Here is a 23649-nt window from a genome sequence, read left to right as displayed (position 1 = left end):
GAACCGTAGGGACGACCGTAGGATTTGGCCCGCTGCGCGGGCGCGCCGGAATTCCACTGGACTCCGGCCGGACGCGCCGGTCCCGGCCGCTTTCCGGCATTGACCGGTGGCGGGACGGCGGCGACATCATCGGGTCATGGGAATTCACCACGCCCCGGAGACGACCGGGAAACGCGTCCTCGTCGGTGCCACCGGTTCCATCGCGGTGACCCGGCTTCCCGCGTACATCGAGGCGATGCGCCGGCGGATACCGGGCAGCACGTTCACGGTGCTCCTGACGCACACCGCGGCCTCGTTCGTGACGCCGGAGAGCCTCGCGCTGTTCGCCGAGCGGGTGGTGAGCGGCGAGTCGCCGGCGCACTGGCCGACGGACAAGCCGTCCCGGCTGGCCGCCGACCACGACGTGCTCGCGGTCCTGCCGGCCACCGCCCACACCCTGGCCTCGGCCGCGGCCGGCGCGGCGCCCAACCGGCTCCTGACGGTGGCGCTCTCGGTGGACTGCCCCGTCGTGTACTTCCCGGTCATGGGCGCGAAGATGTGGCACAAGCCGGCGGTGCGGCGGAACATCGCGACGATCCGGGAGGACGGCGCGCTCGTCCACGAGCCCGAATGGCACGACGGTTTCGACCCGACGACGGGCACGGCGAGCCACCATCCCGGGCTGCCCGCACCGAAGACGGTGGCCGCGGTGATCGAGGAGCTGCTCGCCAAGCCGCGTCCCTGAGGCGCGGCCGCCCTTCCGCCGCGCGCGTATGAGGGAGCCCCTTCAGGAGAGTGCGCGGCGCAGTGCGTTCTTGTCGGGCTTGAGGATGCCGCTGAGCGGGATGGCCCGCAGGACGTGGAAGGCGTGGGGCACGTGGAGATCGCCCTTGCGGACGGCGACGAGGCGGCGCAGCTCGTCGATGTCGGCGTCGTGACCGCGGGCGGGCACGACGGCGGCGTGGACGCGCTCGAGCGTGTCTTCGTCCCGCATGCCGAAGACGGCGCACTGGGCGACGGCGGGGTGGGCCATCAGCACCTCCTCGATCTCGCTGGGATAGACCTGGGTGCCTTCGACCGTGATCGTGTCGTGGCTGCGGTCGGCGAGGAAGAGATAGCCGTCGTCGTCGAGGTAGCCGATGTCGCCGGTGCGCACCCAGCCGTCGTGCAGCACGCGGGCGGTCAGTTCGGGCTGCTTCCAGTAGCCGTTCATGGCGCTGTGGGCGCGGGCGTGGATCTCGCCCTCGCGGCCGGCGGGAAGGACGCCGCCGTGCGGGTCGACGACGCGGAGTTCGACGCCGGGCATGGCACGCCCGACGGTGATCTGCCCGTGCCGGCCGACGCGGTCGTGTTCGTCGGGGTGGACCTCGGTGAGTCCGAGCGTCTCGTTCTGCCCGTACCAGCTGTGCAGCACCTTGCCGAAGACGCCTTCGGCCTGCCGCAGCCTCGCCGTCGACGCGGGGCTGCCGCCGTAGGTCAGCTGCCGGACGCTGGAGGTGTCGCTGGCGGGCAGCGCGGGATGGTCGAGGAGCTGGTGCAGGAGGGGCGGCTGGAGGAAGAGCCGGGTGATCCGCTCGCGTGCGATCGCCGCGAGGACCTCGCCGGGATCGAAGTCGTGCTGCAGGACGACGGATCCGCCCTGGATCAGCGCCAGGTCCGCCCAGAGCCCGGCGATGTGGGTGAGCGGCGTGCACGCCAGATAGCGCGGCGGGGCTTCCGTGGGGCAGGACAGGTGGTCCAGGGTGCGGCGGTACGGGCCGTGCTTCATCTGCAGGCTCTTCGGCAGCCCGGTCGTGGTGCCGCCCGTGTGGCGGATGCACCAGTCGTCCTCCGCGCCCACGGGCACGGTGACGGGCTCCGCCGGCTGCCCGTCCGCCGCCGCGAGGATGTCGTCGAGGTGCGGGTGCGGGCCGAGCGTCGCCGGCATCGGCACGTGGAGAAGCGGCTCCAGCCGCTCCAGGTCCGCGTACCGGGTGGGGTCGACCAGCAGCAGCTCGGTGTCGGCGACGTCCACCAGGTGCGCCAGGGCCTCCGGGTTCAGCCCGGAGTACAGGGGTGTCACGCGCGCACCGGCCAGGTTGGCCGCGTAGCGCGCGACGAGCGCCTGAGGGGTGTTGCCGGTGAGCAGTGAGACGGTCTGCCCGCGCCGGACGCCCCGCGTGATCAGCTCGCGGGCGAGCCGGTGGACGCTGTCGCGCAGCTCGCCCGCGGTGATCCGCCGGCGGTCGGGGCAGATGACCGCGGGCAGGCCGGGATCGCGCGCCAGGCTGCCGAGGACGGCTTCCGCGTAGGAGACGAAACCGTGGTCGGCCGTCCGGGGCCGGAGGTCGGACATCTGTGCCCCTTGGTGGGTGAGGGATGCGGTGGCGGACTGGTCGTGGGGCGCTACGGAGCCGTCACGGGACCAGGGAGGCGCGCCTGGCGTGGTGTTCGAGGCCGGTGAGGTACGGCAGGCCGTCGAGGGGCTGGTCGGTGAAGAAGCGATCCAGCAACTCGGACATCTCCGCCGGGCGTTCGAGGTGGCAGAGGTGGTCGGCGCCCCGGATCAGGGTGAAGACGCTCCCGGCGATGGTGGCGGCGACCTCGCGCCCGAGATCGGGCACGGTGAGGCTGTCGTGTTCGCCGGTGAAGACCAGCGCCGGAACGTCCCGGACACCGCCGGGCCGGAACCCGGGCCACTCGATGACACGGCGGGTGGAGGCCAGATGCCGGGGGATGTCGGCGCGGGTGACCGACCCCATGGTGCGGGCGAGGACGCGGGTGACGACGGCGCGCTTGTGGACGTCCCGCTCGCCGGGCGACAGCAGGGCCTCGATGCTCATCCGGGCGTACGCGCCGGGGTCGCCCGACTCCAGGGCGTGGGCCATCGCCCGCAGCGCGGCGCGTTGTTCGGGTGGGTACACGGGAGCGGCGCCCACCAGAGCCAGTCGGGCGACACGCTCGGGATGCTCCTGGGCCAGGTCGTAGGCGATCGGCACGGCGTAGGAGGCCCCGAAGAGGTTCACCCGGCCGAGGCCCAGCTGGTCCAGCAGGTCCGCCAGCGCGCCGGTCAGGAAGTCGAAGCCGTACGAAGCGGGCAGCACGTCGGCCGCGCCCGAGCCCGGCAGGTCCACGCTGACGACGGTCGCCGAGGCCGCCCATCGTGCTTCGAGCCGCTGATAGGCGTACATGTCCTGGAAGGCGCCGCCGAGTACGACGACGGGCTCGGTGACGGGAGCAGCGTTCTCGACGATCCGGCACCGGTAGCCGAAGCGGTCGAAGGTGAGGTGACGGACCCGCTCAGTGTTCATGCCCGGCCAACAGGGGCGCGCGGGCAAAGGTCACGCGCCCGCGATCATCTGACCGGTCCGTCGCGCGGCCTGGCCGGAAACCCTTCGGCCGTCCGCGGCCGGACGGGCGATGCGGCCGGAGGGGCGATGCGGCCGGCGGTGCAGGGACGTCAGGGCCGTCCTTCGGCTGTCGCCAGAGGTGCTCGGGCCGGGGCTCGGCGGCCGGGCAGCAGCGCTGCCGCGAGGACGGCGCACACGGTGAGGGCGGCCGTCAGGGCGAAGGCGTGGGCGAACGCCGTGGCGGTGTGGCCGCCGCGCTGGAGCAGGACGGCGAGGGCGGCGATGCCGAAGGAACCGCCGAGCTGCTGGACGATACGCGTCGTGGTGCTGGCATCCGCGACCTGGGAGTCGTCCAGCCCCTGATAGGCGCCGACCGTGACGGCGAGGTTGACGGCGCTCATGCCGAGGCCGCGGAAGAACAGGGCGACGGCGATGACCGGACCCTCCCCCACCGAGGCGGCGAAGGGCCACGTCGCGACCGCGCTGAGCAGCAGACTTGTGACCACGACCGGGCGGGGCCCGATCCTGTCGGTGAGCACGCCGGCCGCCCGCGCGGCCAGCGCACCGAGGCCCTGCGGAACGAGCAGGATTCCGGTGGCGACGACGCCCTTGTCGAGCACCAACTGGGCGTACAGGGGCAGCAGGAACATCCCGCCGTACATGGTCAGACCGCCGGCGAACATCAGCACCGCCGTCGCGGCGAAGGAGCGCAGCCGGAACAGGCGCATGTCGATCAGGGGCGCGCTGCTGCGCAGGCTCCATCCGACGAACGCGACGACCAGGACGATCCCCGCCGCCGTCGGCAGCAGCACCCGCCCTCCTCCGGCGCCGTCCTGGCCGCCGCACTGCGCGAGCCCGTACACGAGCGCGGTCAGGCCCGGGCAGACCAGCGTCAGCCCCACGACGTCGAGGCGTGAAGCACGTTGCCGACGATCACGGGGCACGCCCCGCCGGCCGAGGAACAGGGCGAGCGCGCAGACGGGCAGGTTGACGTAGAAGATCCAGCGCCAGCTGAGATGCCCGAGCAGCAGCCCTCCGCACACCGGCCCCAGGACCGGGCCCAGCAGCGCCGGCAACGAGACGATCGCGACGAGCCGCCCGACCCGTCGACCGCCGCAGGCCCGGACGACGATGGTCTGCATGACCGGCATCATCAGTCCCCCTCCGGCCCCCTGCACACTTCTGAACACGACCAGCGACCCGACGCTCCAGGCGCAGGCACACAGCAGTGAGCCGACGGAGAACAGGGCCAGCGCGCCCAGCCAGACCCGCCGCGTCCCGAACCGGTCACCGGCCCAGCCGCTCACCGGCATGACCATCGCGAACGCCAGCAGATAGGCGGTGCTCACCCACTGCACGGTCGTCGTCGGGACACCGAGGTCCACGGCGAGGACGTCGACCGCCACGGAGACGATCGTGCTGTCGAGCAGCGGGGCGAAGGCGCCCACGGCGAGCACGCCGCAGAGCCTGAGCAGGGCGGGATCAAGGCGTTCCCTGGGCACGCGGCCCCCTCGGTCGACGACGTGGGATGGATGCGCCCCGACAACGATCGGAGGACCGGCGCCGTCACGGGCCGTCCTCCCCGAGGCGCACACCGGACGTGCGGGCCGCGGCCGGCCCGGCCTCGTCGCGAAGGCCCCCGCCGGGATCCGGCGGGGGCCTTCGTGACGGGCGGGGACCGGGGTCAGCCGGCGATGGCCGTCGCCTCGATCTCGATCAGGAAGTCGGGTTCGGCGAGGGTCGCGACACCGACCAGGGTGGTGGGCCGGACGACGTCGGCGCCCAGCGTGGCGGCGGCGCGCTCGGCGCCCGCCGTGATCGCCTCCCACTTGTCGAGCGACCAGTCCACCACGTACATGGTCAGCCGCAGCACGTCGTCGAACGTGGCGCCGGCCTCGGCGAGTCCGGTGGCGATGTTGAGGTAGATCTGCTCGGTCTGTGCCGCGAGGTCTCCCGTGCCGACCGGCTCGCCGTCGGCGGTGCGCGGGGTCTGGCCGCTGAGGAAGATGACGCGGCTTCCCGTGCCGACGGCCAGCTGGCGCCATCCGTAGGGCTTGGGGAGGCCGGCCGGGTCGATGGTCTCGACAGCCATGCTCAGTCCTTTCTCGGAGGATCTCGGGGCGTCAGCCGTGCTCGCGGCAGGTGGCGTAGTACTTCCGCAGCAGGCTGACGAGTTCGGGGTCGAAGCGGGAGGCAAAGAGCAGCTCGGCCGGCGGGGTGAACTCCGGGTCGAGCTCGTCGGCCCAGGCGAGGGTGGCCGGCCGCAGGTCCTGCTCGATCCACTGGTGCCACTCGACCGGGATCGTCCAGTCCTGCTCGTAGCCGATGCCCATCTGGTGGTCGACGAGGACGTCGACGATCTCCTCGCGGGTGCTCGCCTGGATGGGCCGGCGTACGGGTGCGAAGCGGGCCAGGTCGTTCTGCGGCTCCTCGCCGAGGATCCGGGCGGCGAAGTCGTGGGCGAGCAGCGGCGAGAGGTGCAGGCCGTCGCGGTAGGTGCCGGTCATGACCCACAGGCCCTGCATGCCGCCCTCGCCGAGCAGCGGGAAGGCGTCCATGGAGACGGGGCGGTTGCCGACCTGCACCTTGGCGACGTCGCTGTTCCACAGGTTGCGGCGGACCTGGCGGTGGGCGCACTGGAGGAGGAAGACCAGGTCGCGCATCTCGGCGGTGTCGCGGGGCTCGACCGAGATGACGTTGGTGGCGCCGACGTAGACGTGACCGTCGCCGCGCGGGACGACGTGCAGTCCGCAGGCGAAGGAGCGGTTGGGAGTGCGGACGACGCTGTCGGGAGTGGTGCCGTCGGCGGTCCTGATGAGCGAGGACACGCCGTAGCCGCTGACCAGGCGCGGGATGCGCGGGCCGACGGGCAGGCTGTCGAGGAGTTCCTGGGTGCGCGCGCCGGCGGCGAGCGTCACGTGGTCGGCGGCGAGGGTGCGCCCGGATTCCAGGACGACTCCGGTGACGCGCTCGCCGCGGTGTGCGACGCGGGTGGCGAACTCGGGGACGAGGGTGACGCCGGCCCGGACGGCGGCGGACTCGAGCCGCTCCAGGAGCGCGGCGGCGTCGACCGCGTGCTCGCCGGGTATGTGGAAGGCCCTGAGCGGGCGGGAGATGGGCTCGGCGTCCACCCAGTCGAGGTCGGTGGGCTCGAGGTCCTCGAAGGGCTCCTCGTAGCGTACGAGTTCGGCCCGGATGGCCTGGTAGTTGGCGTCGTCGATCTCGGCGGTGCCGATGGTGTTGAGGACGACGGTGGTGCCCTCGGCGGTCTTGACCGGGGCGCCTTCGGTGCCTTCCTCCAGCTCCGCCAGCCATTCGGGCCACATCCCGGTGGCCTTGATGCCGAGTTCGAGCTTGGCCCGGCCGTGCTCGGTGGCGAGGAGGGAGGTGGTGACCTCGCCGAAACAGCCGAGCATGGCGCCGGCGGCGGCGGAGCCGGCCCAGGGGCGGTGGGGCAGGCCGAGGACGGCGACGCGCTGTCCTCGGCGGGCCAGGACCCAGGCGAGCGAGAGGCCGAGGACTCCGTTTCCGGCGATGACGACGTCGTAGCCGGTACCGTCTGCGTTCCCGTGGGTGTTCGTCGACATTCCCGATCCCAATCTTCGAATCCGGTGGAAGAGCTGGTGCGGTCGGTGCGGGGTGCGGTCGGTGCGGGGTGCGGTCGTACGGAGGGCCGCGCGGGCGGCGCGGGGCGGCCCGGGCGTCAGCGGCGCGTGAAGACGTACATCGTGAAGTCCATGTGGACGGTGCCGTGTTCGTCGGTGTGGGCCCGGACCACCGGCGAGTCGCCGAAGTCCGCGGCGGGGAGCCCGACGCTCTCGCTGCGGTGACGCCGGCCCTCGAAGCCGGCGTCGGCGGCGGCACGCAGCATCTTGTCCGGGTTGCCCATGGCCTCGCTGGTGCCGAGGAAGACCCGCCCGCCGTCCGCCAGATGGCGCACGACGTCCCGGAAGAAGCGGCCGACCAGCTCGTAGCCGGGGTCGAAGACCGCGCGCTCGATCTGCCCGGCGTAGGGACGGTCCTCGGGCGCCTCGATGAACGGCGTGTTCCAGAAGACCACGTCGAACCGTTCGGCCGGGTCCAGGGCGTCGAAGAGGTCACTGGCCAGCGCGGTCACGCGGTCGGCGACACCGTGCCGGGCGGCGTTGCGCCGGGTGTTCTCCACGGCGGCGGGGTTGATGTCGGCGGCGAGCACCCGCGCACAGCCGGCGTCCGCGGCGAGGACCGCGGCGATGCCGGCGCCGCAGCCCATCTCGAGGAACCGGTCGCCCTTCTCGTACGGCACCCAGGAGGCGAAGAGGCCCGGGCCCGGGTCCGTGTAGGGCGGGAAGACCTCGGGCAGCAGCTCCCACTCCCGGTCGAGGAGCGAGAACGTGCTGCGGGCCGGGCGGTCGGGACTCCGGATCTGGTCCACGACCCAGGTGCCGAGTTCGTAACCGAGCTTGTTGTCCATGCGGTTCTCCTTCGGGAGGAGCCGCGGAGCAATTCCGTACGGGAATGCTCCGCGGCTCCGGGCAACGGAACGGCGGATGGAAGAGCAGACGGAACGACCGGGAAGGGCGGCCGGCACGGTGGCCGGGAGAGCGGGCGAAGGGATGAGCGGGCGGAAGGGAGAGCGGGCGGAAGGATGAGCGGGGGCCGGCCGGGATCAGCTGTCGCCGGCCGCCGCGTGCTCGGCGGCGAGGGCGGCGCGCTTGCGGGCCATCGACTTCTCGACGAGGACGACCGGGACGGTGAGGACGGCGATGCCCGCGCCCAGCCAGGGAATGGAGGTCAGTCCGGCTCCGGCGCCGAGGGCCACGCCGGCGAGGACGGGCACGAGGCTGATGCCGAGCTGGAACATGGAGACGGCGGTGGCGCCGGCGAGGGTGGGCGCGCCGGCCGCCACGCTGAACACCCGCCCGTAGATGGCCGGGTTGAGCACGAAGCCGGCCACGCCCAGGATCAGGACCAGGGGAACGACCGCCACGGCGTGCCGGCCGAGCAGGGCGAGCAGGACGGACGCGACGAGGATCCCGCCCGCTCCGACGAGGAGCGCGTGGTGGGGCCGCCCGTCGGAGATCCGGCCGCCGATGGACAGTCCGACGAAGGCGCCGATGCCGAACAGCACGAGGATCGCGGGCACCCAGACGGAGTCGATGCCGGTGACGTCGGTGAGGAAGGCCGCGAGGTAGTTGTACGAGATCATGTACGCGGCGGTGCTGAGCAGCGTCGCGGCGTACACCACCCACAGCTGCGGCTTGCGCATGGTGTGCAGCTCCCGGCGCACGCTGGGCTCCTCGGCCGCGCGGGTCGCGGGCACGGCGACGACGGTGGAGACCGCGCCGAGGACGGTCAGCGCGACCACCGCCCAGAACCCGCCCTGCCAGCCGGTGAAGTGGCTGAGCAGCGCGCCGGCCGGGCCGCCGCCCACCATGGCGATGCTGAGGCCGCTGACGACCACGCCGGAGGCGCGGGCGGTGCGGTCGGGCGTGACGAGGCCGATCGCGGTGACGGCGGCGACCGCCCAGAAACCGGCGTAGGCGAGGCCGCACAGGAAGCGGGTGACGATCAGGACGGTGAAGTCGTCGGTCAGCAGGCCGACGGCCACGCAGAGCGCGAACGTCAGCTGCGAGACGACCAGGGTGGTGCGCCGCGGCCAGCGCAGCGTCAGCACGGCGAGCGGCGGGCCGCCGATCACCACGCCGATCGCGAAGGCGGAGATCAGGGCGCCGGCGGAGGACAGCGAGATGTGCAGGTCGTCGGCGATGTCGGGCAGCACGCCGGCCAGCAGGAACTCGGCGCTGCCCATGGCGAACAGGCTGAAGGCGAGCAGATAGACGGCGAACGGCAGCCGGTCGGAGGTCTTGCGGGGTGCGGCCTCCTGCGCCGCGTTCCGCACGCTCTCAGGCGTGGTCGAAGACATGGGCGGGCTCCTTGTACGGAGAGGGTTCGGACGTGCGGATCGAGGCGGGTGCGCGCCGGTCTGCCGGCCTCGTCGATCCGCTCGGGCAGGGTGATCACCAGTGCCCTCATGCTGGAACCGGGTGCCTCGTGCGGACAACATTTGTTGCCGATACCGGGACGTCGTGGGCCGCTTCCGGACGCCGCCGCGCGGCTCAGTCGTCACCGGGAACGCCCTCGCCCCAGCCCCACTTCTTGATGGTGGTACGGCGTGAAGGCGCGGCGCCCGGCTGCGAGTTGGCCATCGCGCGGCGCGAGCCGAACTCGATGTAGCCGACGAAGGCCGCGCGGAACTCCGCGTCCTCGGGCAGGCCGACCTCGTCCATCGCGGTCAGCATCAGCTCGACCCAGCGGGCGCGCTGCTCGGGCCGGATGGCCCGGCCGCGGTGGCGGGAGAGCATGTGCGGGAAGCCGCCGTGGTGCTCGGTGTAGCGCTCGGGGCCGCCGAGCACCTCGCCGAGGAAGGTCGCGACGTGCTGCGGGTGGTCGTCCGCCATGCGGGCGAAGAGCGGGGCGAGCAGCTCGTCCTTGCGGACGCGGGCGTAGAAGGCCTCGGTGAGCCGTTCCAGCGCCTCGGCGCCGCCGGCCCACTCGTACAGACTGGGTACGTCGTTCGTCACTTCGTCGCCTTTCGTGGGAAGCGCGGGGAAGCGGAGGGGAAGCCGAGGGAAGCGGACCGGCTGCGGGGCCCGATCGGGCCGGAGCCGGGCGGAGCGGGCCGGCGTCAGGCCGCGTACAGGTCGAAGGTCGGTGTCGGCGGGCCGCTCTGGGCGAGGGTGTCGAGCCGCGGGTCGACGGCGAGCATCGCCTGGTGGAGGCGCTGGAGCTGCGGCGCGGGTTCCAGGCCCAGCTTTTCGACGAGGCGCCGGCGCAGGCCGCGGTAGAGCTCCAGGGCCTCCACCTGCCGGCCGGAGCGGTAGAACGCGACCATGGCCTGGGCGTGCAGGCGTTCGTGGCCCGGGTGGGTGCGGGTCAGTTCGGTGAGCTCGGCGAGGAGTTCGCCGTGCAGTCCGAGCCGGAGCTCTGCGTCGATGCGGCGCTCGGTGGCGAGCAGCCGGCTCTCCTCCAAGCGGGCCGCGAGCGCCCGCAGCGCCTTTCCCGCCCGTACGTCCACCAGGGCCGGGCCCCGCCACAGCGCGAGGGCCTCGCGCAGCAGCCGGGCGGCGGCCTCGCTGTCGCCGTCCGCGAAGGCGGCGTGGCCGGTGCGGGCCGCCCGCTCGAAGGCGAGGGCGTCGACGTCCTCCTCGGCGACCCGCAGCAGATAGCCGTCGTGACCGGTGGCGAGCAGTTCCCGCGCCGCGGCGCGGGCAGCCGGTCCGGCCGGGCCGCCGGGAGCGGCGCCGAGGGCCGCGGCCAGGCCGCGGCGCAGCCGCAGGACGTAGGTCTGCAGGGTGGTGTGGGCGCTGCGCGGCGGCACCGGTCCCCACACCTCCTCGCGCAGCGCGCCGACCGGGACGAGCTGCCCCGGGTGGAGCGCGAGGAGGGCGAGGATCTGCCGCTCCTTCGCGGCCGTCGGGACGACCGGAACTCCGTCCGTCTCGGCGTGCAGCGGGCCCAGAATCCGAATCTTCACGCGTCCTCCGTCTCTCACCCGTGCCCGGCCGGATTTCCACTTCTCGCGCCGGAGCGGCTGCCGTGAAGGAACCTAGGAGTGCGGTCGCGGGCCCCTCAATACGGTCGGACCGTAGGGCTGACCGAAGAATCTGCGGGCCGGCGGTCCTACGGTCTTACGGGGACGCCGGAGTACGCCGAAGTACGGGCCCGGTGCCCGGACTCCGGCGGGGGGGAAATCGGCACGGAATCAGCCGGTGCGCGGCCGGCACAGACGGGCGGTGTGCACGGTGACGGCCGTCAGATAGAAGGCGTCGGGGCGCCACAGAATGCTCGTACAGGCGTCGCCGTCGAGAAGTCGCTCCACGGTCAGCCGGTCGACGAGGTCGAGCCGTTCGCCGATCTCGTCGAGCAGCCGCGCGAGCCGGGTGTGCAGGTGCCGGCGGGTGGCCTCGCCGAGCGGGGCGGGCAGCTCCACGAGGAAGGTGCGGGTGCCGGCGGGGACGAGTCCGGCCGAGGCCAGCAGGCAGGGCCAGTCCTCGACGACGGAGGTGGCTCCGGGCAGCGCGGCGCGCCGGTCGGCGTAGTGCTCCTCGAGCGCCGCGTCGAGGCGGGCCTGGAGGCCGGGCCGGCCCATGCCGATGTCGCGGGGCAGGAAGCGGGGCGGCAGTCCGCGTTCGGCGACGGCGAGCAGCCCGCCGGGCCGCAGGGCGCGGGCCAGGCTCCGCAGGGCCGCCTGCTGGTCGCCGAGGTGGCGGCAGACGTTGCCGGTCCAGATCAGGTCGGCCGGGCCGAGACGGCCGAACTCCTCGGGCCGTTCGGCCCGCCGGGTGACGAGCCGTCCGGCGAGTCCGCGCGCGGCGGCCCGGGCCCCGGCCCGGGCCAGATGGGCGGGCGAGCGGTCCACGGCGACCACCTGCGCCCGCGGGAAGGCCCGGGCGAGCGCGCAGGAGGCCGCGCCCGGGCCGCTGCCGACGTCGAGGACCCGGCGGACGGCCGCCGTGACCGTGTCCTCGGGCCCGAGGAGGCCGCGCAGCCAGCGGGCGGCCTCGGTCAGGAAGCCGGTGTGCGGTTCGGCCTCGTGGTCCGGCTCGCCGTCGAGATCGTCGGGTCCGTTGCGGCCGTCGAGGCCGTCGGGTCCGTCACCGCTCGCCCCGGCGCCGAACCCGTTACCGGCGTCGACGTCCGCGTCGGCGTCGGCGTCGAGGCCGTCGTCCCGCACGTCACCTTCAGGGCCGAGGTCCGGGGCGTCGTCGCGCACGTCGCCGTCCGCCCTCCCGGCGGCGCCGAGGTGGTCGTCGAGGCCCGCGGTGCGATGGGTGGGTGTCATACCGTCACCTCCGGCGGCCAGGATGTGGCGCGCCGGAGCGGGCGGGCAACTTCCGTTGCCGAATCCGGGACGGCCGCCCGGGACGGCCGCCCCGGACGGCCCTCGGGCCGACCCGTCGGGCGGCCCCCGGGACCGCCCGCCTGCCCCGCCGGTCAGTACGAGCGCGCCGTCGCCGCCAATGCGCGGCGCACGGCCCGCGGGCGGTCCAGGTCACGGCTGAAGGTGCGCAGGACCTCCCGCCGGGCGGTGAGCGGAAAGTAGTGCCCGCCGGGGAACATGTCCACCCGCAGCGGGCGCCGGGTGCAGCGGCGCCAGCCGGCGAGGTCGGCCGCGGCGACGCCCGGGTCGTCGAGCCCGCCCATCGCCGTGACCGGGCAGTGCACGACATGGCGCGGGTCGCGCCGGTAGGCCTCCAGGACGGCGAGGTCGGCGCGCAGCGCGGGCAGCGTCCGGGCCGCCCGCCGCGGGTCGCGGGCGCCGGGAGGGATCCGGCCCCGCCGGCCGAGCCCGCGCAGCAGCTCCTCGTCCGGCAGGTGGCCGAGGGCCCGGTCCGCGGTGGGCGGCCGGTGCGGCAGGCCGGCGCCCGACACGTACAGCCGCTCGGCGACCGCGTCGTGCTCCCACTCCAGGCGGGCCGCGATCTCGTACGCGAGGAGGGCGCCGAGCCCGTGCCCGTACAGCGCGAACGGCCGGTCGCACATGCGGACCACGTACGGCATGACCTCGGCGAGCAGCGGTTCGAGCCGGCCGCAGGGGCGGGTGCGCGGATGGCGGCCGCGGCCCGGCAGTTCGACGGGCGTGACGACGACGGAGGGACCGGTCTCCTCGCTCCAGGGCAGGTACACGCCGGCCGAGGCGCCTTCGAACGGCAGGCAGAACAGCCGCACGGAGTTGTCGCCGCTCATCGGCCCACCGGACCGGCGAGCCGCCGGCGCACGGCGGCGGCCCGGCGCGGGTCGCCGCCGCGCAGCAGCGTGCGGTACGCCTCGGCGGCCCGGTCCACGGTCCGCAGTCCGGCCCGCCGGTCCATCAGCGCCCGGTCGTAGCGCCAGGCGAAGGTCCAGGTCCGTTCGTCGCGCCGGATGAGCGTGGCGCGCATCCCCGCCGGCCGTCCGGGCGGGAGCCCGTCGGAGGGCTCCCGGCCGCGGAGCCCGCCGGCGGACTCGCGGGCGAGCCGCTCGGCGAGCCGGGCGTCCTGCACCGCCGTGCGGGTCGCCCGCCAGTCCACGACCTCCAGCCGGAAGCGGGTGCCCAGGACGCTCTGCCACGCCTGCTCGTAGACGTAGGGCAGGATTCCGGTCAGGGACAGCACGAACTGTTCGGTGGACACCGCGGACACCGGTCCCTCCATCTGATTTCCGCCAACAGGTCGGTGGTGAAATCGCCGCGGACGCGACGGTGGATTTCCGCGCGGCTCACCGGCCACCACCGCGAAAGCGTGCCGACCGTACCCGTGCGGTCCCCGTGTTCATCAATACGGTGGGACCGAAGCAATGGCCGAAGGAACACGTTCGGAAACCGTCATGCGGAATCGGCTGTACAAATACCGTGGTGGCCCGTGCTAGCGTCGGGATCCATCGGAGGTGTACGCCGTTCAGCGGTGCTCGGGGGTTCTCCGTGGCGGAAGTTGACCATTCCTCCACGTGCTTCGACGAAGCCTTTTCTGCCGTGGCGGCGACGTCATTACTGTTCGGCAGGAGGTCAGGGCGGTGCCCCAGGAACTGTTCGGCAGGACCGAGGAGTCGAAGGTCATCACGCGGATGCTCGACTCGGCGAGGGGAGGGGCGGGCGCGGTCGCGCTGGTGGAGGGGATCATCGGCACGGGCAAGACCTCCCTGCTGCGCTGGGCCGAGGAGACCGCCAGAGAGCAGGGCATGGCCGTACTGTCCGCCACCGCCTCCCCGACCGAACAGGGCTTCGCCCTCGGTGTGGTGCACCAGCTGCTGGGCACGCTGCCCGAGGCCGCGCGAGGCTGGGAACGGGCCTTCGCGACCTATGGCGCCCCGCACGGCGGCCGGCCCGCCGAGCCCGACTATCCGCTCCTCGCGGAGCTGTGCGCCTGCGTGGGCAGGGCCGCCCGGCACACCCCGCTGCTGCTCACGGTCGACGGCGTGCAGCACGCCGACCGTGAATCCCTGCTGTGGCTGGGCTTCCTGAGCCGCCGTCTGGAGAATCTGCCGGTGGTCCTGCTCACCACCAAGCGGTGCGGCGAGCCGGCGAGCGACCAGCACCTGCTGGTGGAGTTCCTGGAGGGACTGCGGCCCGACCGGCACATCCACCTGCGCGATCTCAGCCCCAGCGTGGCCCTCGACCTGGCCGCGGCGATCTGCGGCCACGACCACGGGCACGACCACGCGTCCGTGGACGCCCTGGTCGCCGGCACCGGCGGCAATCCCTACCTCCTGACCGAGCACTTACGCACCGACGTGCTGGCCGGCCGCGCGCCGGCCGAGCCGAAGGACGAGGGCAGGCGCCTCCAGCCGGTCAAGGAGCGCATCCTGTGCATGCTCCGGCGGCTCGACCCGCACGGCCTCGAGGTCGCCAGGGCCGCCAGCATCCTGTGCGCGCCGGTGGACGCGGCGCTGCTCGCGGACCTGTGCGGCGTGCCCACGGAGGACGCCTGCCGATGTCTGGGCCGACTGACCGACTCGGGCCTGCTCTGTCCGCACGACATGAAGTTCCGCCACCCGCTCCTCGCCGGCCTCCTCTACCAGGACATACCGTGCGCCGAGCGCGCGGAACTGCACCGCCTCGCCGCCCGCTGCATGTGGCGCCGCGGCGCGCCCTGCGAGGACATCGCCGGCCATCTGCTGCGCTCCCACCGGCTCGACGAGCCGTGGATGGGCCGGCTGCTGCTCGACGTGGCCCAGGGCATGGTCGGCCGCGATCCGGCCGGGGCGCGCCGGCTGGTCGAGAAGGCGGTGCTGCACGGCGTGCCGGCGGAGCTGGCCGACCGCGCCGAGGGCCTGCGGATCCAGGCGCTCACCGGGCTCGACCTGCCGGCCTCGGCCCGCGCGCTGACCGCGCACGCCGCCGGCGCCGCCGGGCCCGACGAGCGGGTCGGGCAGGCGCTGCGGCTCTCCGACGTGCTGCTGCGGCTCGACCGGCCGGCGTCCGCCCGCGAGGCCTTGGAAAAGGCCCGGCGGGAGGCGGGCGGGCTCGAACCCACGGCGGCGGCCCGGCTGCGCGAGGCGCTGCGGCACGTACGGCTGCACGAGGGCACCTACCGGCCCGCCGACGAGGCGCTCGCCGACGGCGGTGAACGCCTCGAACGGGTGCTGCTGCTGCGGACGGCGGCCGGGGAGTCGGCGCCCGCGGTGCGGCGGATCGCCGACCGTCTCCTGTCCGTGCCGCGTGCCCCGTACGGCTCGCCGACCTGGTACCACGCGCTGCTCGCCCAGCTCTGGGCGGGCGACGTGGCCGAGGCCCAGCGGCACATGGACACCGAGGTGCGGCTCGCCCGCGCCGACGGCGCCGTGACCCGGATCGCCGAGGCCCTCGCCGTACGCGCCCTGGTCCAGCTCCACCGTGGCCTGCTCGGCCCGGCCGAGGACGACGCCCGCGAGGCGACGGACCTGCTCGGGCGGATCGGCGCCGCCGAGCACCACGCCGGGGCGCTGGCCCGCGCCGTGCTCATCGACGTCGTGCTGGAGAAGGACGACATCGCGGCGGCGGGCGCCCTCCTGGACGAGGCGCCGCCGCTGCCCGGCGAGCAGCCCGTGACCTGGTGGCGGCTCCATCTGCTGCACAGCGCCGGGCGGGCGCTCGGACGGCTCGGCCAGGCCCGGCGCGGGCTCGCGCTGATCGACCGGTGCGCGCAGGAGCTGGCCCGCCGTGGTGTCGCCAATCCCGCGATCCTGCCCTGGCGTTCGACCAGGTCGACGCTCCAGCTGGCCCTCGGGAACGTGGCCGCGGCCCGCCGCGGCGCCCAGGAGGAGACCGAGCGGGCCCGCCGTTGGGACGCACCCGCCGCGCTGGGCCGCGCGCTGGTGGCGCAGGCCGCGGCGAGCCCGGGCCGTGAGGCGCTCCGGCTCGCCGAGCGGGCGGTGGAGCTGCTCGAACCGGCCCCGGCACCGCTGCTGTTCGCCCACGCCCTGTACGCGGCGGGGCGCGCCCACCGGCAGCACGGCACGGCCCGGCGCACCCGCGAGCTGCTGCACCGCGCCAACGAGGTGGGCATCTCGCTCGGCGCGGACGCCCTGGTGGAGGCGGTGCAGCGGGAGCTGCGGTTCGCGGGCGGCCGGCCCGATCCGCGCAAGGACTCCACGGAGTCGCTGCTGACCCCGACCGAGCGGCAGGTGTCCGAGTTGGCCGCCCAGGGCATGAGCAACCGGGACATCGCGCGGCTCCTGAAGGTGAGCCTGCGCAACGTGGAGTCCCATCTCACCCACTCGTACCGGAAGTTGCGCATCAGCGGCCGGCACGAGCTGGCCAGGTTCTTCCCGCCGCAGGCGGTACCGGCCGCGGCGGTGGACGCGGCCCCGGGCCCGGCTCCGGCCCCGGTGCTGCTCTACCAGCCGAGGACGCCGCTCGCCGCGCCGCGCCACCTGCGGACCGGCTGACCGGCCGAGCGGCCGAGCGGCCGGGAGCCGGCGGGCTCACTGCCCGTCCGTCAGGGCCAGCAGGTTGTCGAGCAGGCCCGGGAAGCGCCGGTCGAAGTCCGGCCGCAGCCGCAGCAGCATGCCCGTGCCGGAGCTGCGCTGGAGGACCAGGCCGGCCTCGCGGAGCACCTTCCAGTGGTACGAGCGGGTGGACTTGGCGCCCGGCAGGTCGAGCGCCGCGCAGGGCACCTCGGCCTGCGGCGTACGAGCCAGCCGGACGACCGCGGCGCGCCGGTGCCGGTCGGCCAACGCCGCGTACACCGCGTCGAGTTCGACGGCGTCCAGCGGCGGATGGAACAGCTCGACGGGCATCGCGGACCTCCCGGTTGCGCGGACGGATGACAGACATGTGACGGGCGCCCGCGAAAGGTTGCGGGCGCCGTCGCCGCCGTGCCTAAGGTAGCCCGGTACGAAAATTTTCGAACCGCGTGCCTCATCCGCCGCGTCCCTCGAGCCACCTCTCCAGGAGTCCGGACATGACCTCCGCACAGCCGGTCATCGCAGTCCTCGGCACCGGCGTCATCGGCGCCCCCGTCGCCCGCAACCTGGCCGCCGGCGGCCTGACCGTCCGCGCGTGGAACCGCACCCGCGCCAAGGCCGAAGCCCTCGCCGCCGACGGCGTCCAGGTCGCCGGCAGCCCGGCCGAGGCGGTCGACGGCGCCGACGTCGTGCTCACCGTCCTCAGCGACGGGCCGCGCGTCCTCGACGCCGTCCGCGCCGCGGCGCCGAAGCTCGCCCGCGGCACCGTCTGGGTGCAGGTCAGCACCGTCGGCGAGGCCGTCGACGAGCTGGCGGCCTTCGCCGAGGAGGCCGGCCTCGTCTTCGTCGACGCGCCGGTCCAGGGCTCGCGCCAACCGGCCGAGCTGGGCACGCTGGTCGTCCTGGCCGCCGCGCCGCCGAGCGTGCGCCCCACCGTGCAGCCGCTGTTCGACCTCGTCGGCGCGCGCACGGTGTGGGTCGGCGAGGACGGTGCGAGCGGCGCCGCCAGCCGGCTGAAGCTGGTCCTCAACGTCTGGGTCGGCGCCCTCACCCACGGCGTGGGCGAGGCCCTCGCGCTCGCCGGGCGGCTGGGCGTCGACCCGGAGCACTTCGTGGACGTCGTCTCCGGCGGCCCCCTGGACAGCGGCTTCTTCCAGGGCAAGTCCGCCGCGGTCCTGAACCGCGACTGGACGCCCCAGTTCACCGTCGACAACGCGGAGAAGGACGCCCGGCTCGTCCTGGAGGCCGCCGAACGCTCCGGCGTCCGGCTCGACGCCACCGAAGCCGGCCACCGCCGCTTCCGGCGGGCCGCGGCCCAGGGACACGGCGACAAGGACATGGCCGCGGCCTGGTTCGCCGGCTTCGACGCCTGACCGGGATCATTCGACGCCTGAGCGGGATCATTCGACGCCTGAGCGGGATCACCCGCGGAGAACCGCGGGTGATCCCTTCCGAGCCCGTGTCCTAGGGATACGAGACGACGGTCGACGGAACGGTGTCGGAGCCCGAGGTCGGGGCGCCGGTCGTGTTGATCACGTGCTCGTACTGGCCCTTGCCGCCGAGGGACACGACGAGCAGGCTGTGGAACCGCACGCCGGGCCTGACCGGTGCGCGGAAGCCGTGGTCCTGCCGGATCGTCGGGTCGACGTTGTAGTAGCAGTAGCTGCCGAGGCCCCAGCCCTCGTGCGTGGTCACGGAGTCGTCCACGCGGTAGGCGGCGTAGCCCTTGTACGGGCCGTCCTGGACGGCGGCCTGGTTGGGTGCGTCGTACGCCTTCTCGTTCTGGAAGAAGACGGTGCGCCCGCGCTCGCCGAACCACTCCACGTCGTACTTGTTGAAGTGCTCGACGAACAGGCCGGTGGCGAGGACGTCGTCGCCGTACACGCGCACGCCGTAGTCGGCCCGGTTGGTCTCCCAGCCGACGCCGTCGCCGTGGTCGGCGCGCCAGACCCAGGTGTGGTCGACGATCGTGTCGTCGCTGTGGACCGCCAGGGCGGTGGTGGCGCGGCCGGCGCCCGCGCCGCCGACCCGGAGGTAGACGTCCTGGACGGTGATCGGGTCGGCCGCGTGGTCGGCGGCGGCGCCCTGCGGGCCGATCTCCAGGAGGGTGGGCGAGTTCACCGGGCCCGCGTCGATGAGGAGCCCGGCGAGCCGCACGCCGTCGACGTCGCCGACCCGCAGCGCGGTGACGCCGTTGTCGGGGACGAGCGTGGCGAGGCCGAGTCCGAGGACGATGGTGCCGGGCCGGTCGATCACGACGGTGCGGTCGACGTGGTAGACGCCCGGGGTGAACAGCAGGTGCAGTCCCTGCGCCACGGCCTGGTTGAGGGTGGCGGCGGTGGTGCCCGGCCTGACCACGTAGAAGCGGCTGAGCGGGACGGTCTCGCCCTGCGGCGTGCCGGACCAGCTGACGCCGCGGGCGCCGACGCGCTTGGCCGGCGCGAAGACCTTGTACTGCCCGCCCTCGTAGAAGAGGAAGGGCTTCTCGCGGGAGATCGGCGTGGTGTCGAGCGACGTGTACTTCGGCTCGGGGAAGGCGGTGGCCGGGGCGCCTTCGACGCCCGAGAAGACCTGGTTCCACACCGAGTTGGACCAGCCGCCGATCGCGCTGTCGCGGGTGTACCACTGCTGCTGCGAGTAGTTGCCGACCTGGCCGTCGATCCGGCTGTCGGCGATGTAGCCGCCGCTGGCCCAGCCGTAGCCGGTGGGCGCGAGGTTGAGTCCGCCGCGCACGTGCATCCGGCGGAAGGAGGAGGCCTGGGACACGGCCCAGCGGTCGGTGCCGTTCACCGGGTTGAGGGCCAGGTTCTCGGCCGAGCGCCAGAAGTTCTGGGTGGCGTTGCCGTTGAACCAGCCCGCGTCCACGGTGACGTCGCCGTTGATCGTGGTGTCGTCGGGCCGCAGGCCGAGGCCGGCGATCTGGGTGTAGAAGCCGAGTTGGGCGTTGATCCCGTTGTAGGTGCCGGGCTTGAGGAGGAAGGCGTGCCGGCCGGTGCCGAACTGGGCCGACTCCTGCTGCCGGAACACCTCGTCCAGGGTGGCCTGGAGGCCGGGTGTGGACGGGTCGAAGACGTGCACGTTGGGCCCGAGGTCACCGCCGCCGGGCAGCGTCGTGCCGCCGCCGGCCGTGCCGTACACCTGGAACTCCCAGAGCGAGTAGCCCCAGCCGGTGGCGCGGGTCAGGCCGTGCAGGCGTACGTAGCGGGCGGTGCCGGACACCGGCAGGGACTCGGTGCCGCCGGGCCCGGTGGTGGTGGTGTAGGCGGTGGTCCAGGCGGCGCCGTCGGTGGAGGTCTCGATGCGGTACGCCGTCGCGTACGCGGTCTCCCAGCGCAGGTCGACCCGGCTGAGGGCAGCCGGGGCGCCGAGGTCGACCTGGATCCACTGCGGGTCGGCGAAGGCGCTGGACCAACGGGTGCCGAGGTCGCCGTCGACGGCGGCGGCCGCGGGGGTGCCGGCGTTCTCCTGGCTGGAGGCGGTGACGGGCCGGCCCTGCGACAACAGGGCCGGTGCGGCGGCGCCGGCCTGGCCGGCCGTGGCCGGGGCGACGGCCAGCAGTCCGCCGAGCAGGGCGGTGACGAGGGCGAGCATCCGGCCGCGGGAGCGGGGCGGACGGATCCTGGGGCGGTGTGCACGCGTGCGGGAGCGGAACATGACGGCTCCTTCTCGGTGGGGGGAACGTACGAGTCAGCCGGCCTGCGCCCGGTGGGCGCGGATGAGGTCCGCGTACCGCCGGCCGCTGGCCTTGACCGTCCGGCGCTGGGTCGCGTAGTCGACGTGGACCAGGCCGAACCGCTTGTCGTAGCCGTAGGCCCACTCGAAGTTGTCGAGCAGGGACCAGGCGTAGTAGCCGGCCAGCGGTGCGCCCTTGCGCAGGGCGCGGGCGCAGGCGGCCAGGTGCTCCTCCAGGTACCGGGTGCGGTCCGGGTCGTCGACCCGCCCGTCCGGCCGTACGGAGTCGGGGAAGGCCGAGCCGTTCTCGGTGACGTAGAGGCGGCGCACGCCGTACTCCTCGGTCAGCCGCAGCAGGAAGGCCTCGAGGCCGCCGGCGTCGACGGGCCAGTCCATGCCGGTACGGGGCAGGCCGGGCGGCCGTACCTCGCGGGCGTGCGGGACCGGCCCGTCCGGGTCGTCGGCGACGGTGACCGGGAAGTAGTAGTTGAGGCCGTGCCAGTCGAGCGGGGCCGCGATGGTCTCCTCGTCACCGGGACGTTCGGGCAGCTCGACGCCGTACAGCTCGCGCAGGTCGGCCGGGAAGCCGCGCCCGTAGACCGGGTCGAGCCACCAGCGGTTGGTGTGGCCGTCGGCGCGGACGGCGGCGGCGACGTCCTCGGGCCGGGTGGTGGCGGGTTCGACGGTGGAGTGGTTGGTGACCAGGCCGACCCGGGCGCCGGGCGCCTCGGCGCGGACGGCGGCGGTGGCGAGGCCGTGGCCGAGGAGCAGGTGGTAGGAGGCGCGGACGGCCGCCGTGAGGTCGGTGAGGCCGGGTGCCATCCGTCCTTCGAGGTGGCCGATCCAGGCCGAGCAGAGCGGCTCGTTGAGGGTGGCCCACTGGGTGACGCGGTCGCCGAGGCGGGCGGCGACGACGGAGGCGTAGCGGGCGAGGTGTTCGGCGGTGGCGCGTTCGGTCCAGCCGCCCCGGCAGTCCTCGGCGCGGTCCTGCAGGGCCTGCGGGAGGTCCCAGTGGTAGAGGGTGACGGACGGGGTGATGCCGGCCTCGAGGAGGCCGTCGACGAGCCGGTCGTAGAAGTCGAGTCCGGCGGCGTTGACCGGGCCGTCGCCGTCCGGGACGATCCGGGGCCAGGCGACGGACAGCCGGTAGGCGTCGGTGCCCAGCTCCTTCATCAGCGCGATGTCCTCGGGCCAGCGGTGGTAGTGGTCGCAGGCGGTGTCGCCGTGGTGGCCGTTGTCGACGGCGCCCGGGGTGTGGGCGAAGGTGTCCCAGATGGAGGGGCCGCGGCCGTCCTCGGCGACGGCGCCCTCGATCTGGTACGCGGAGGTGGCCGTGCCCCAGGCGAAGCCGGGCGGGAAGGCGCCGAGGTCGAGGGGTGCGGTGCGGTCGTCGGACACGGACTGCCTTTCTCGGATGGGTCGCTGACGGTCTGTCATTTGACGGCGCCCGCGGTGAGGCCGGCGACGAGGTAGCGCTGGAGGAGGAGGAAGCCCGCGACGACGGGGACGCTGACCACGAGGGAGGCGGCCATCACCTGGTTCCAGTACACGTCGTTCTGGCCGGCGTAGCCCTGGAGGCCGACGGCGAGGGTGCGGGTGGTGTCGGTGGTCATGACCGAGGCGAAGAGCACCTCGCCCCAGGCGGTCATGAAGGCGTAGACGGCGACCGCGACGATGCCGGGTACGGCGGCGGGGACGATCACCCGCAGCAGCGCGCCGACGGGTCCACAGCCGTCGACCCGGGCGGCCTCGTCGAGGTCGCGCGGGATCGAGTCGAGGTAGCCGACGAGCATCCAGACGGAGAACGGCAGCGAGAAGGTGAGATAGGTGAGGATCAGTCCGCCGCGCGAGCCGAACAGCGCGATGCCGGTGGCGTTGCCGATGTTGACGTAGAGCAGGAACAGCGGCAGCAGGAAGAGGATGCCGGGGAACATCTGGGTGGACAGGACGGTCACCGTGAAGACCCGCCGGCCGCGGAAGTCGTAGCGGCTGACGGCGTACGCGGCGAAGAGGGCGACGGTGACGGAGCAGACGGTCGCCGCGCCCGCCACGATCGCGGAGTTGACGAAGAAGTCGGCGAGCGGCACGGTCCGCCAGATGTCGGCGTAGGGCCGCAGGGTGAGTCCGGAGGGCAGCCAGCGGAACTCTCCGGAGACGTCCTGGAGCGGTTTGAGGGAGCTGGACACCATCACGTACACCGGCAGCAGGACGAATCCGGTGAGCAGCGTGAGGAAGATCCGCCGGGTCCACAGGAAGGAGCGGGCCGGGGCGGTCGGTGACGGTGGGGCGGTCCGGTTACGCACGGGTCCTCCGTCCGCGTGAGGTGAGCAGCAGATAGCCGCCCGTGACGAGGAGCAGGAAGAGCAGCAGGAGCACGGACATGGCCGAGCCGGTGCCGAAGTTCCAGGTCTGGAAGGACGACTGGTAGATGTGCAGCGAGATCAGGTCCGCCGCTTCGGGCGCCGCCTTGCCGAAGAGCACGAAGGGCGTGTTGAAGTCGTTGAAGGTCCACAGGAACAGCACGAGGACGAGGACCTGGTTGACCGGGCGCAGGGAGGGCAGGGTGACGTGCCGGATCTGCCGCCAGACGCCGGCCCCGTCGAGGGCGGCCGCCTCGTAGGTCTCGCGGGGGATGTTCTGGAGTCCGGCGGTCAGGGTGAGGAAGGCGAAGGGCCAGCCCTTCCAGACGGAGACGGTCAGCAGCGCCCAGAAGCTGTTGTCGCCGATCAGCCAGAACGCGGGTGTGTCGCCGATGCCGAGCTGGTCGTGCAGGACGTGGTTGATCACGCCGTTGTCGTGCTGGAACATGAAGGCCCAGGTGATGACGGCGGCGTAGACGGGCAGTGCGTACGGGACGAGGAAGAGGGTGCGCAGCAGTCCCCGGCCGCGGAAGCCGTCCTGGAGGAGGATCGCGGCGGCGGTGCCGAGCAGCCAGCACAGCGCGACGGACGCGAGGGTGAAGACGCAGGTGGTGCCGAAGGACTTCAGGAGCGCCTGGCCGACGGGCGCGTCGACGTCGACGGACACGGCGTAGTTGTCGAGGCCGGCCCAGGGCGCGGCGGTCCAGTCGCGGATGAAGAACTGGGTGAGCTCCTTCAGGCTCATGACGGCGCCCATGAGCATCGGCACCAGGTGGACGAGGAGTTCGAGGAGCAGGGCGGGCAGCAGCAGGAGGTACGGGAGGGCGAGGCGCCTGCGGGTACGGACGCGGGCGGGCGCGCCGGTGCGGGCGCGGGTGCGGGAGGCCGGGAGGGCGGTCATGTCG

20 protein-coding genes are annotated in these 23649 nt (G+C 73.7%); 3 read left to right on the top strand and 17 right to left on the bottom strand.

The genetic code is table 11. From position 1 onward, the window contains the following. Positions 1-136 precede the first annotated feature (136 nt). The gene (locus ACIGO8_RS32895) at positions 137-724 is read left to right on the top strand and encodes a flavoprotein (protein ID WP_399738315.1); all 588 of its coding nucleotides are present in this window, start codon (positions 137-139) and stop codon (positions 722-724) included. Positions 725-766: 42 nt separating this feature from the next. Here the strand turns inward: ACIGO8_RS32895 and ACIGO8_RS32890 are convergent, their stop codons facing one another. The 12 genes from ACIGO8_RS32890 to ACIGO8_RS32835 form a co-directional block, all read right to left on the bottom strand. Then, positions 767-2314: an AMP-binding protein gene (locus ACIGO8_RS32890; RefSeq protein WP_399738313.1), complete on the bottom strand. Its 1548-nt coding sequence runs from the start codon at positions 2312-2314 to the stop codon at positions 767-769. 61 nt (positions 2315-2375) lie between these two features. Beyond that, the gene (locus tag ACIGO8_RS32885) at positions 2376-3269 is read right to left on the bottom strand and encodes an alpha/beta fold hydrolase (RefSeq protein ID WP_399738311.1); all 894 of its coding nucleotides are present in this window, start codon (positions 3267-3269) and stop codon (positions 2376-2378) included. Between the two features lie 149 nt (positions 3270-3418). Beyond that, complete coding sequence (locus tag ACIGO8_RS32880) at positions 3419-4810, bottom strand: DHA2 family efflux MFS transporter permease subunit (RefSeq protein WP_399738308.1); 1392 nt, start codon at positions 4808-4810, stop codon at positions 3419-3421. A 182-nt stretch (positions 4811-4992) separates the two neighbouring features. Further along, on the bottom strand, positions 4993-5400 hold the full coding sequence (locus ACIGO8_RS32875; RefSeq protein WP_399738306.1) for a RidA family protein: 408 nt from the start codon (positions 5398-5400) through the stop codon (positions 4993-4995). Positions 5401-5431: 31 nt separating this feature from the next. Beyond that, complete coding sequence (locus ACIGO8_RS32870) at positions 5432-6895, bottom strand: NAD(P)/FAD-dependent oxidoreductase (RefSeq protein WP_399738304.1); 1464 nt, start codon at positions 6893-6895, stop codon at positions 5432-5434. Between the two features lie 116 nt (positions 6896-7011). Next, positions 7012-7761 (bottom strand): methyltransferase, encoded by a 750-nt coding sequence (locus tag ACIGO8_RS32865; protein ID WP_399738302.1) that lies wholly within the window; start codon positions 7759-7761, stop codon positions 7012-7014. Between the two features lie 195 nt (positions 7762-7956). Beyond that, positions 7957-9213, bottom strand: a complete 1257-nt coding sequence (locus ACIGO8_RS32860; protein WP_399738300.1) for a Cmx/CmrA family chloramphenicol efflux MFS transporter — start codon at positions 9211-9213, stop codon at positions 7957-7959. A 193-nt stretch (positions 9214-9406) separates the two neighbouring features. After that, the gene (locus ACIGO8_RS32855) at positions 9407-9871 is read right to left on the bottom strand and encodes a group II truncated hemoglobin (RefSeq protein ID WP_399738298.1); all 465 of its coding nucleotides are present in this window, start codon (positions 9869-9871) and stop codon (positions 9407-9409) included. A 104-nt stretch (positions 9872-9975) separates the two neighbouring features. Next, on the bottom strand, positions 9976-10824 hold the full coding sequence (locus tag ACIGO8_RS32850; RefSeq protein WP_399738296.1) for a BTAD domain-containing putative transcriptional regulator: 849 nt from the start codon (positions 10822-10824) through the stop codon (positions 9976-9978). A gap of 228 nt (positions 10825-11052) precedes the next feature. Further along, the gene (locus ACIGO8_RS32845; protein WP_399738293.1) at positions 11053-12132 is read right to left on the bottom strand and encodes a class I SAM-dependent methyltransferase; all 1080 of its coding nucleotides are present in this window, start codon (positions 12130-12132) and stop codon (positions 11053-11055) included. A gap of 152 nt (positions 12133-12284) precedes the next feature. Next, positions 12285-13037, bottom strand: coding sequence for a thioesterase II family protein (locus ACIGO8_RS32840; protein ID WP_399738291.1), 753 nt, complete (start codon positions 13035-13037; stop codon positions 12285-12287). Further along, positions 13034-13471: a hypothetical protein gene (locus tag ACIGO8_RS32835; protein WP_399738290.1), complete on the bottom strand. Its 438-nt coding sequence runs from the start codon at positions 13469-13471 to the stop codon at positions 13034-13036. The genes ACIGO8_RS32840 and ACIGO8_RS32835 overlap by 4 nt, the downstream gene beginning before the upstream one ends. 370 nt (positions 13472-13841) lie before the next feature. Here ACIGO8_RS32835 and ACIGO8_RS32830 point away from each other — a divergent pair, with 370 nt between their 5' ends. Next, entirely contained in the window at positions 13842-16694 is a 2853-nt protein-coding gene (locus ACIGO8_RS32830) for an ATP-binding protein (RefSeq protein ID WP_399738288.1), read from the top strand. Between the two features lie 36 nt (positions 16695-16730). On the opposite strand, the gene ACIGO8_RS32825 is transcribed toward ACIGO8_RS32830, so the two are convergent. Next, positions 16731-17045: an ArsR/SmtB family transcription factor gene (locus tag ACIGO8_RS32825; protein ID WP_399738286.1), complete on the bottom strand. Its 315-nt coding sequence runs from the start codon at positions 17043-17045 to the stop codon at positions 16731-16733. A gap of 164 nt (positions 17046-17209) precedes the next feature. Here ACIGO8_RS32825 and ACIGO8_RS32820 point away from each other — a divergent pair, with 164 nt between their 5' ends. Beyond that, positions 17210-18085 carry an NAD(P)-dependent oxidoreductase gene (locus ACIGO8_RS32820; protein WP_399738284.1) on the top strand — a complete coding sequence of 292 codons (876 nt, stop codon included), beginning with the start codon at positions 17210-17212 and terminating at the stop codon, positions 18083-18085. Positions 18086-18176: 91 nt separating this feature from the next. On the opposite strand, the gene ACIGO8_RS32815 is transcribed toward ACIGO8_RS32820, so the two are convergent. The 4 genes from ACIGO8_RS32815 to ACIGO8_RS32800 all read right to left on the bottom strand — a co-directional run bounded on the left by ACIGO8_RS32815 (position 18177) and on the right by ACIGO8_RS32800 (position 23645). Further along, positions 18177-20303: a discoidin domain-containing protein gene (locus ACIGO8_RS32815; RefSeq protein WP_399738346.1), complete on the bottom strand. Its 2127-nt coding sequence runs from the start codon at positions 20301-20303 to the stop codon at positions 18177-18179. A gap of 96 nt (positions 20304-20399) precedes the next feature. Beyond that, the gene (locus tag ACIGO8_RS32810; protein WP_399738282.1) at positions 20400-21821 is read right to left on the bottom strand and encodes a GH1 family beta-glucosidase; all 1422 of its coding nucleotides are present in this window, start codon (positions 21819-21821) and stop codon (positions 20400-20402) included. After that, entirely contained in the window at positions 21818-22687 is an 870-nt protein-coding gene (locus ACIGO8_RS32805; RefSeq protein ID WP_399738279.1) for a carbohydrate ABC transporter permease, read from the bottom strand. The genes ACIGO8_RS32810 and ACIGO8_RS32805 overlap by 4 nt, the downstream gene beginning before the upstream one ends. Next, the gene (locus tag ACIGO8_RS32800) at positions 22680-23645 is read right to left on the bottom strand and encodes a carbohydrate ABC transporter permease (protein ID WP_399738277.1); all 966 of its coding nucleotides are present in this window, start codon (positions 23643-23645) and stop codon (positions 22680-22682) included. Before ACIGO8_RS32800 ends, ACIGO8_RS32805 begins: the two co-directional genes overlap by 8 nt. Positions 23646-23649: the final 4 nt, after the last annotated feature.

Source organism: Streptomyces sp. NPDC053493, assembly GCF_044544825.1.
Classification (GTDB): Bacteria; Actinomycetota; Actinomycetes; order Streptomycetales; family Streptomycetaceae; genus Streptomyces.
Note: the sequence above shows the minus strand (reverse complement) of the source record. Positions and strands in the feature narration are given on the sequence as shown.

What these genes read in the sequence shown, in the direction of transcription:
- ACIGO8_RS32895 (WP_399738315.1), top strand. Translation starts at nt 137, where the DNA reads ATGGGAATTCACCACGCCCCGGAGACGACCGGGAAACGCGTCCTCGTC.
- ACIGO8_RS32890 (WP_399738313.1), bottom strand. Translation starts at nt 2,314, where the DNA reads ATGTCCGACCTCCGGCCCCGGACGGCCGACCACGGTTTCGTCTCCTAC.
- ACIGO8_RS32885 (WP_399738311.1), bottom strand. Translation starts at nt 3,269, where the DNA reads ATGAACACTGAGCGGGTCCGTCACCTCACCTTCGACCGCTTCGGCTAC.
- ACIGO8_RS32875 (WP_399738306.1), bottom strand. Translation starts at nt 5,400, where the DNA reads ATGGCTGTCGAGACCATCGACCCGGCCGGCCTCCCCAAGCCCTACGGA.
- ACIGO8_RS32870 (WP_399738304.1), bottom strand. Translation starts at nt 6,895, where the DNA reads ATGTCGACGAACACCCACGGGAACGCAGACGGTACCGGCTACGACGTC.
- ACIGO8_RS32865 (WP_399738302.1), bottom strand. Translation starts at nt 7,761, where the DNA reads ATGGACAACAAGCTCGGTTACGAACTCGGCACCTGGGTCGTGGACCAG.
- ACIGO8_RS32860 (WP_399738300.1), bottom strand. Translation starts at nt 9,213, where the DNA reads ATGTCTTCGACCACGCCTGAGAGCGTGCGGAACGCGGCGCAGGAGGCC.
- ACIGO8_RS32845 (WP_399738293.1), bottom strand. Translation starts at nt 12,132, where the DNA reads ATGACACCCACCCATCGCACCGCGGGCCTCGACGACCACCTCGGCGCC.
- ACIGO8_RS32840 (WP_399738291.1), bottom strand. Translation starts at nt 13,037, where the DNA reads ATGAGCGGCGACAACTCCGTGCGGCTGTTCTGCCTGCCGTTCGAAGGC.
- ACIGO8_RS32825 (WP_399738286.1), bottom strand. Translation starts at nt 17,045, where the DNA reads ATGCCCGTCGAGCTGTTCCATCCGCCGCTGGACGCCGTCGAACTCGAC.
- ACIGO8_RS32820 (WP_399738284.1), top strand. Translation starts at nt 17,210, where the DNA reads ATGACCTCCGCACAGCCGGTCATCGCAGTCCTCGGCACCGGCGTCATC.
- ACIGO8_RS32815 (WP_399738346.1), bottom strand. Translation starts at nt 20,303, where the DNA reads ATGCTCGCCCTCGTCACCGCCCTGCTCGGCGGACTGCTGGCCGTCGCC.
- ACIGO8_RS32810 (WP_399738282.1), bottom strand. Translation starts at nt 21,821, where the DNA reads ATGACAGACCGTCAGCGACCCATCCGAGAAAGGCAGTCCGTGTCCGAC.
- ACIGO8_RS32800 (WP_399738277.1), bottom strand. Translation starts at nt 23,645, where the DNA reads ATGACCGCCCTCCCGGCCTCCCGCACCCGCGCCCGCACCGGCGCGCCC.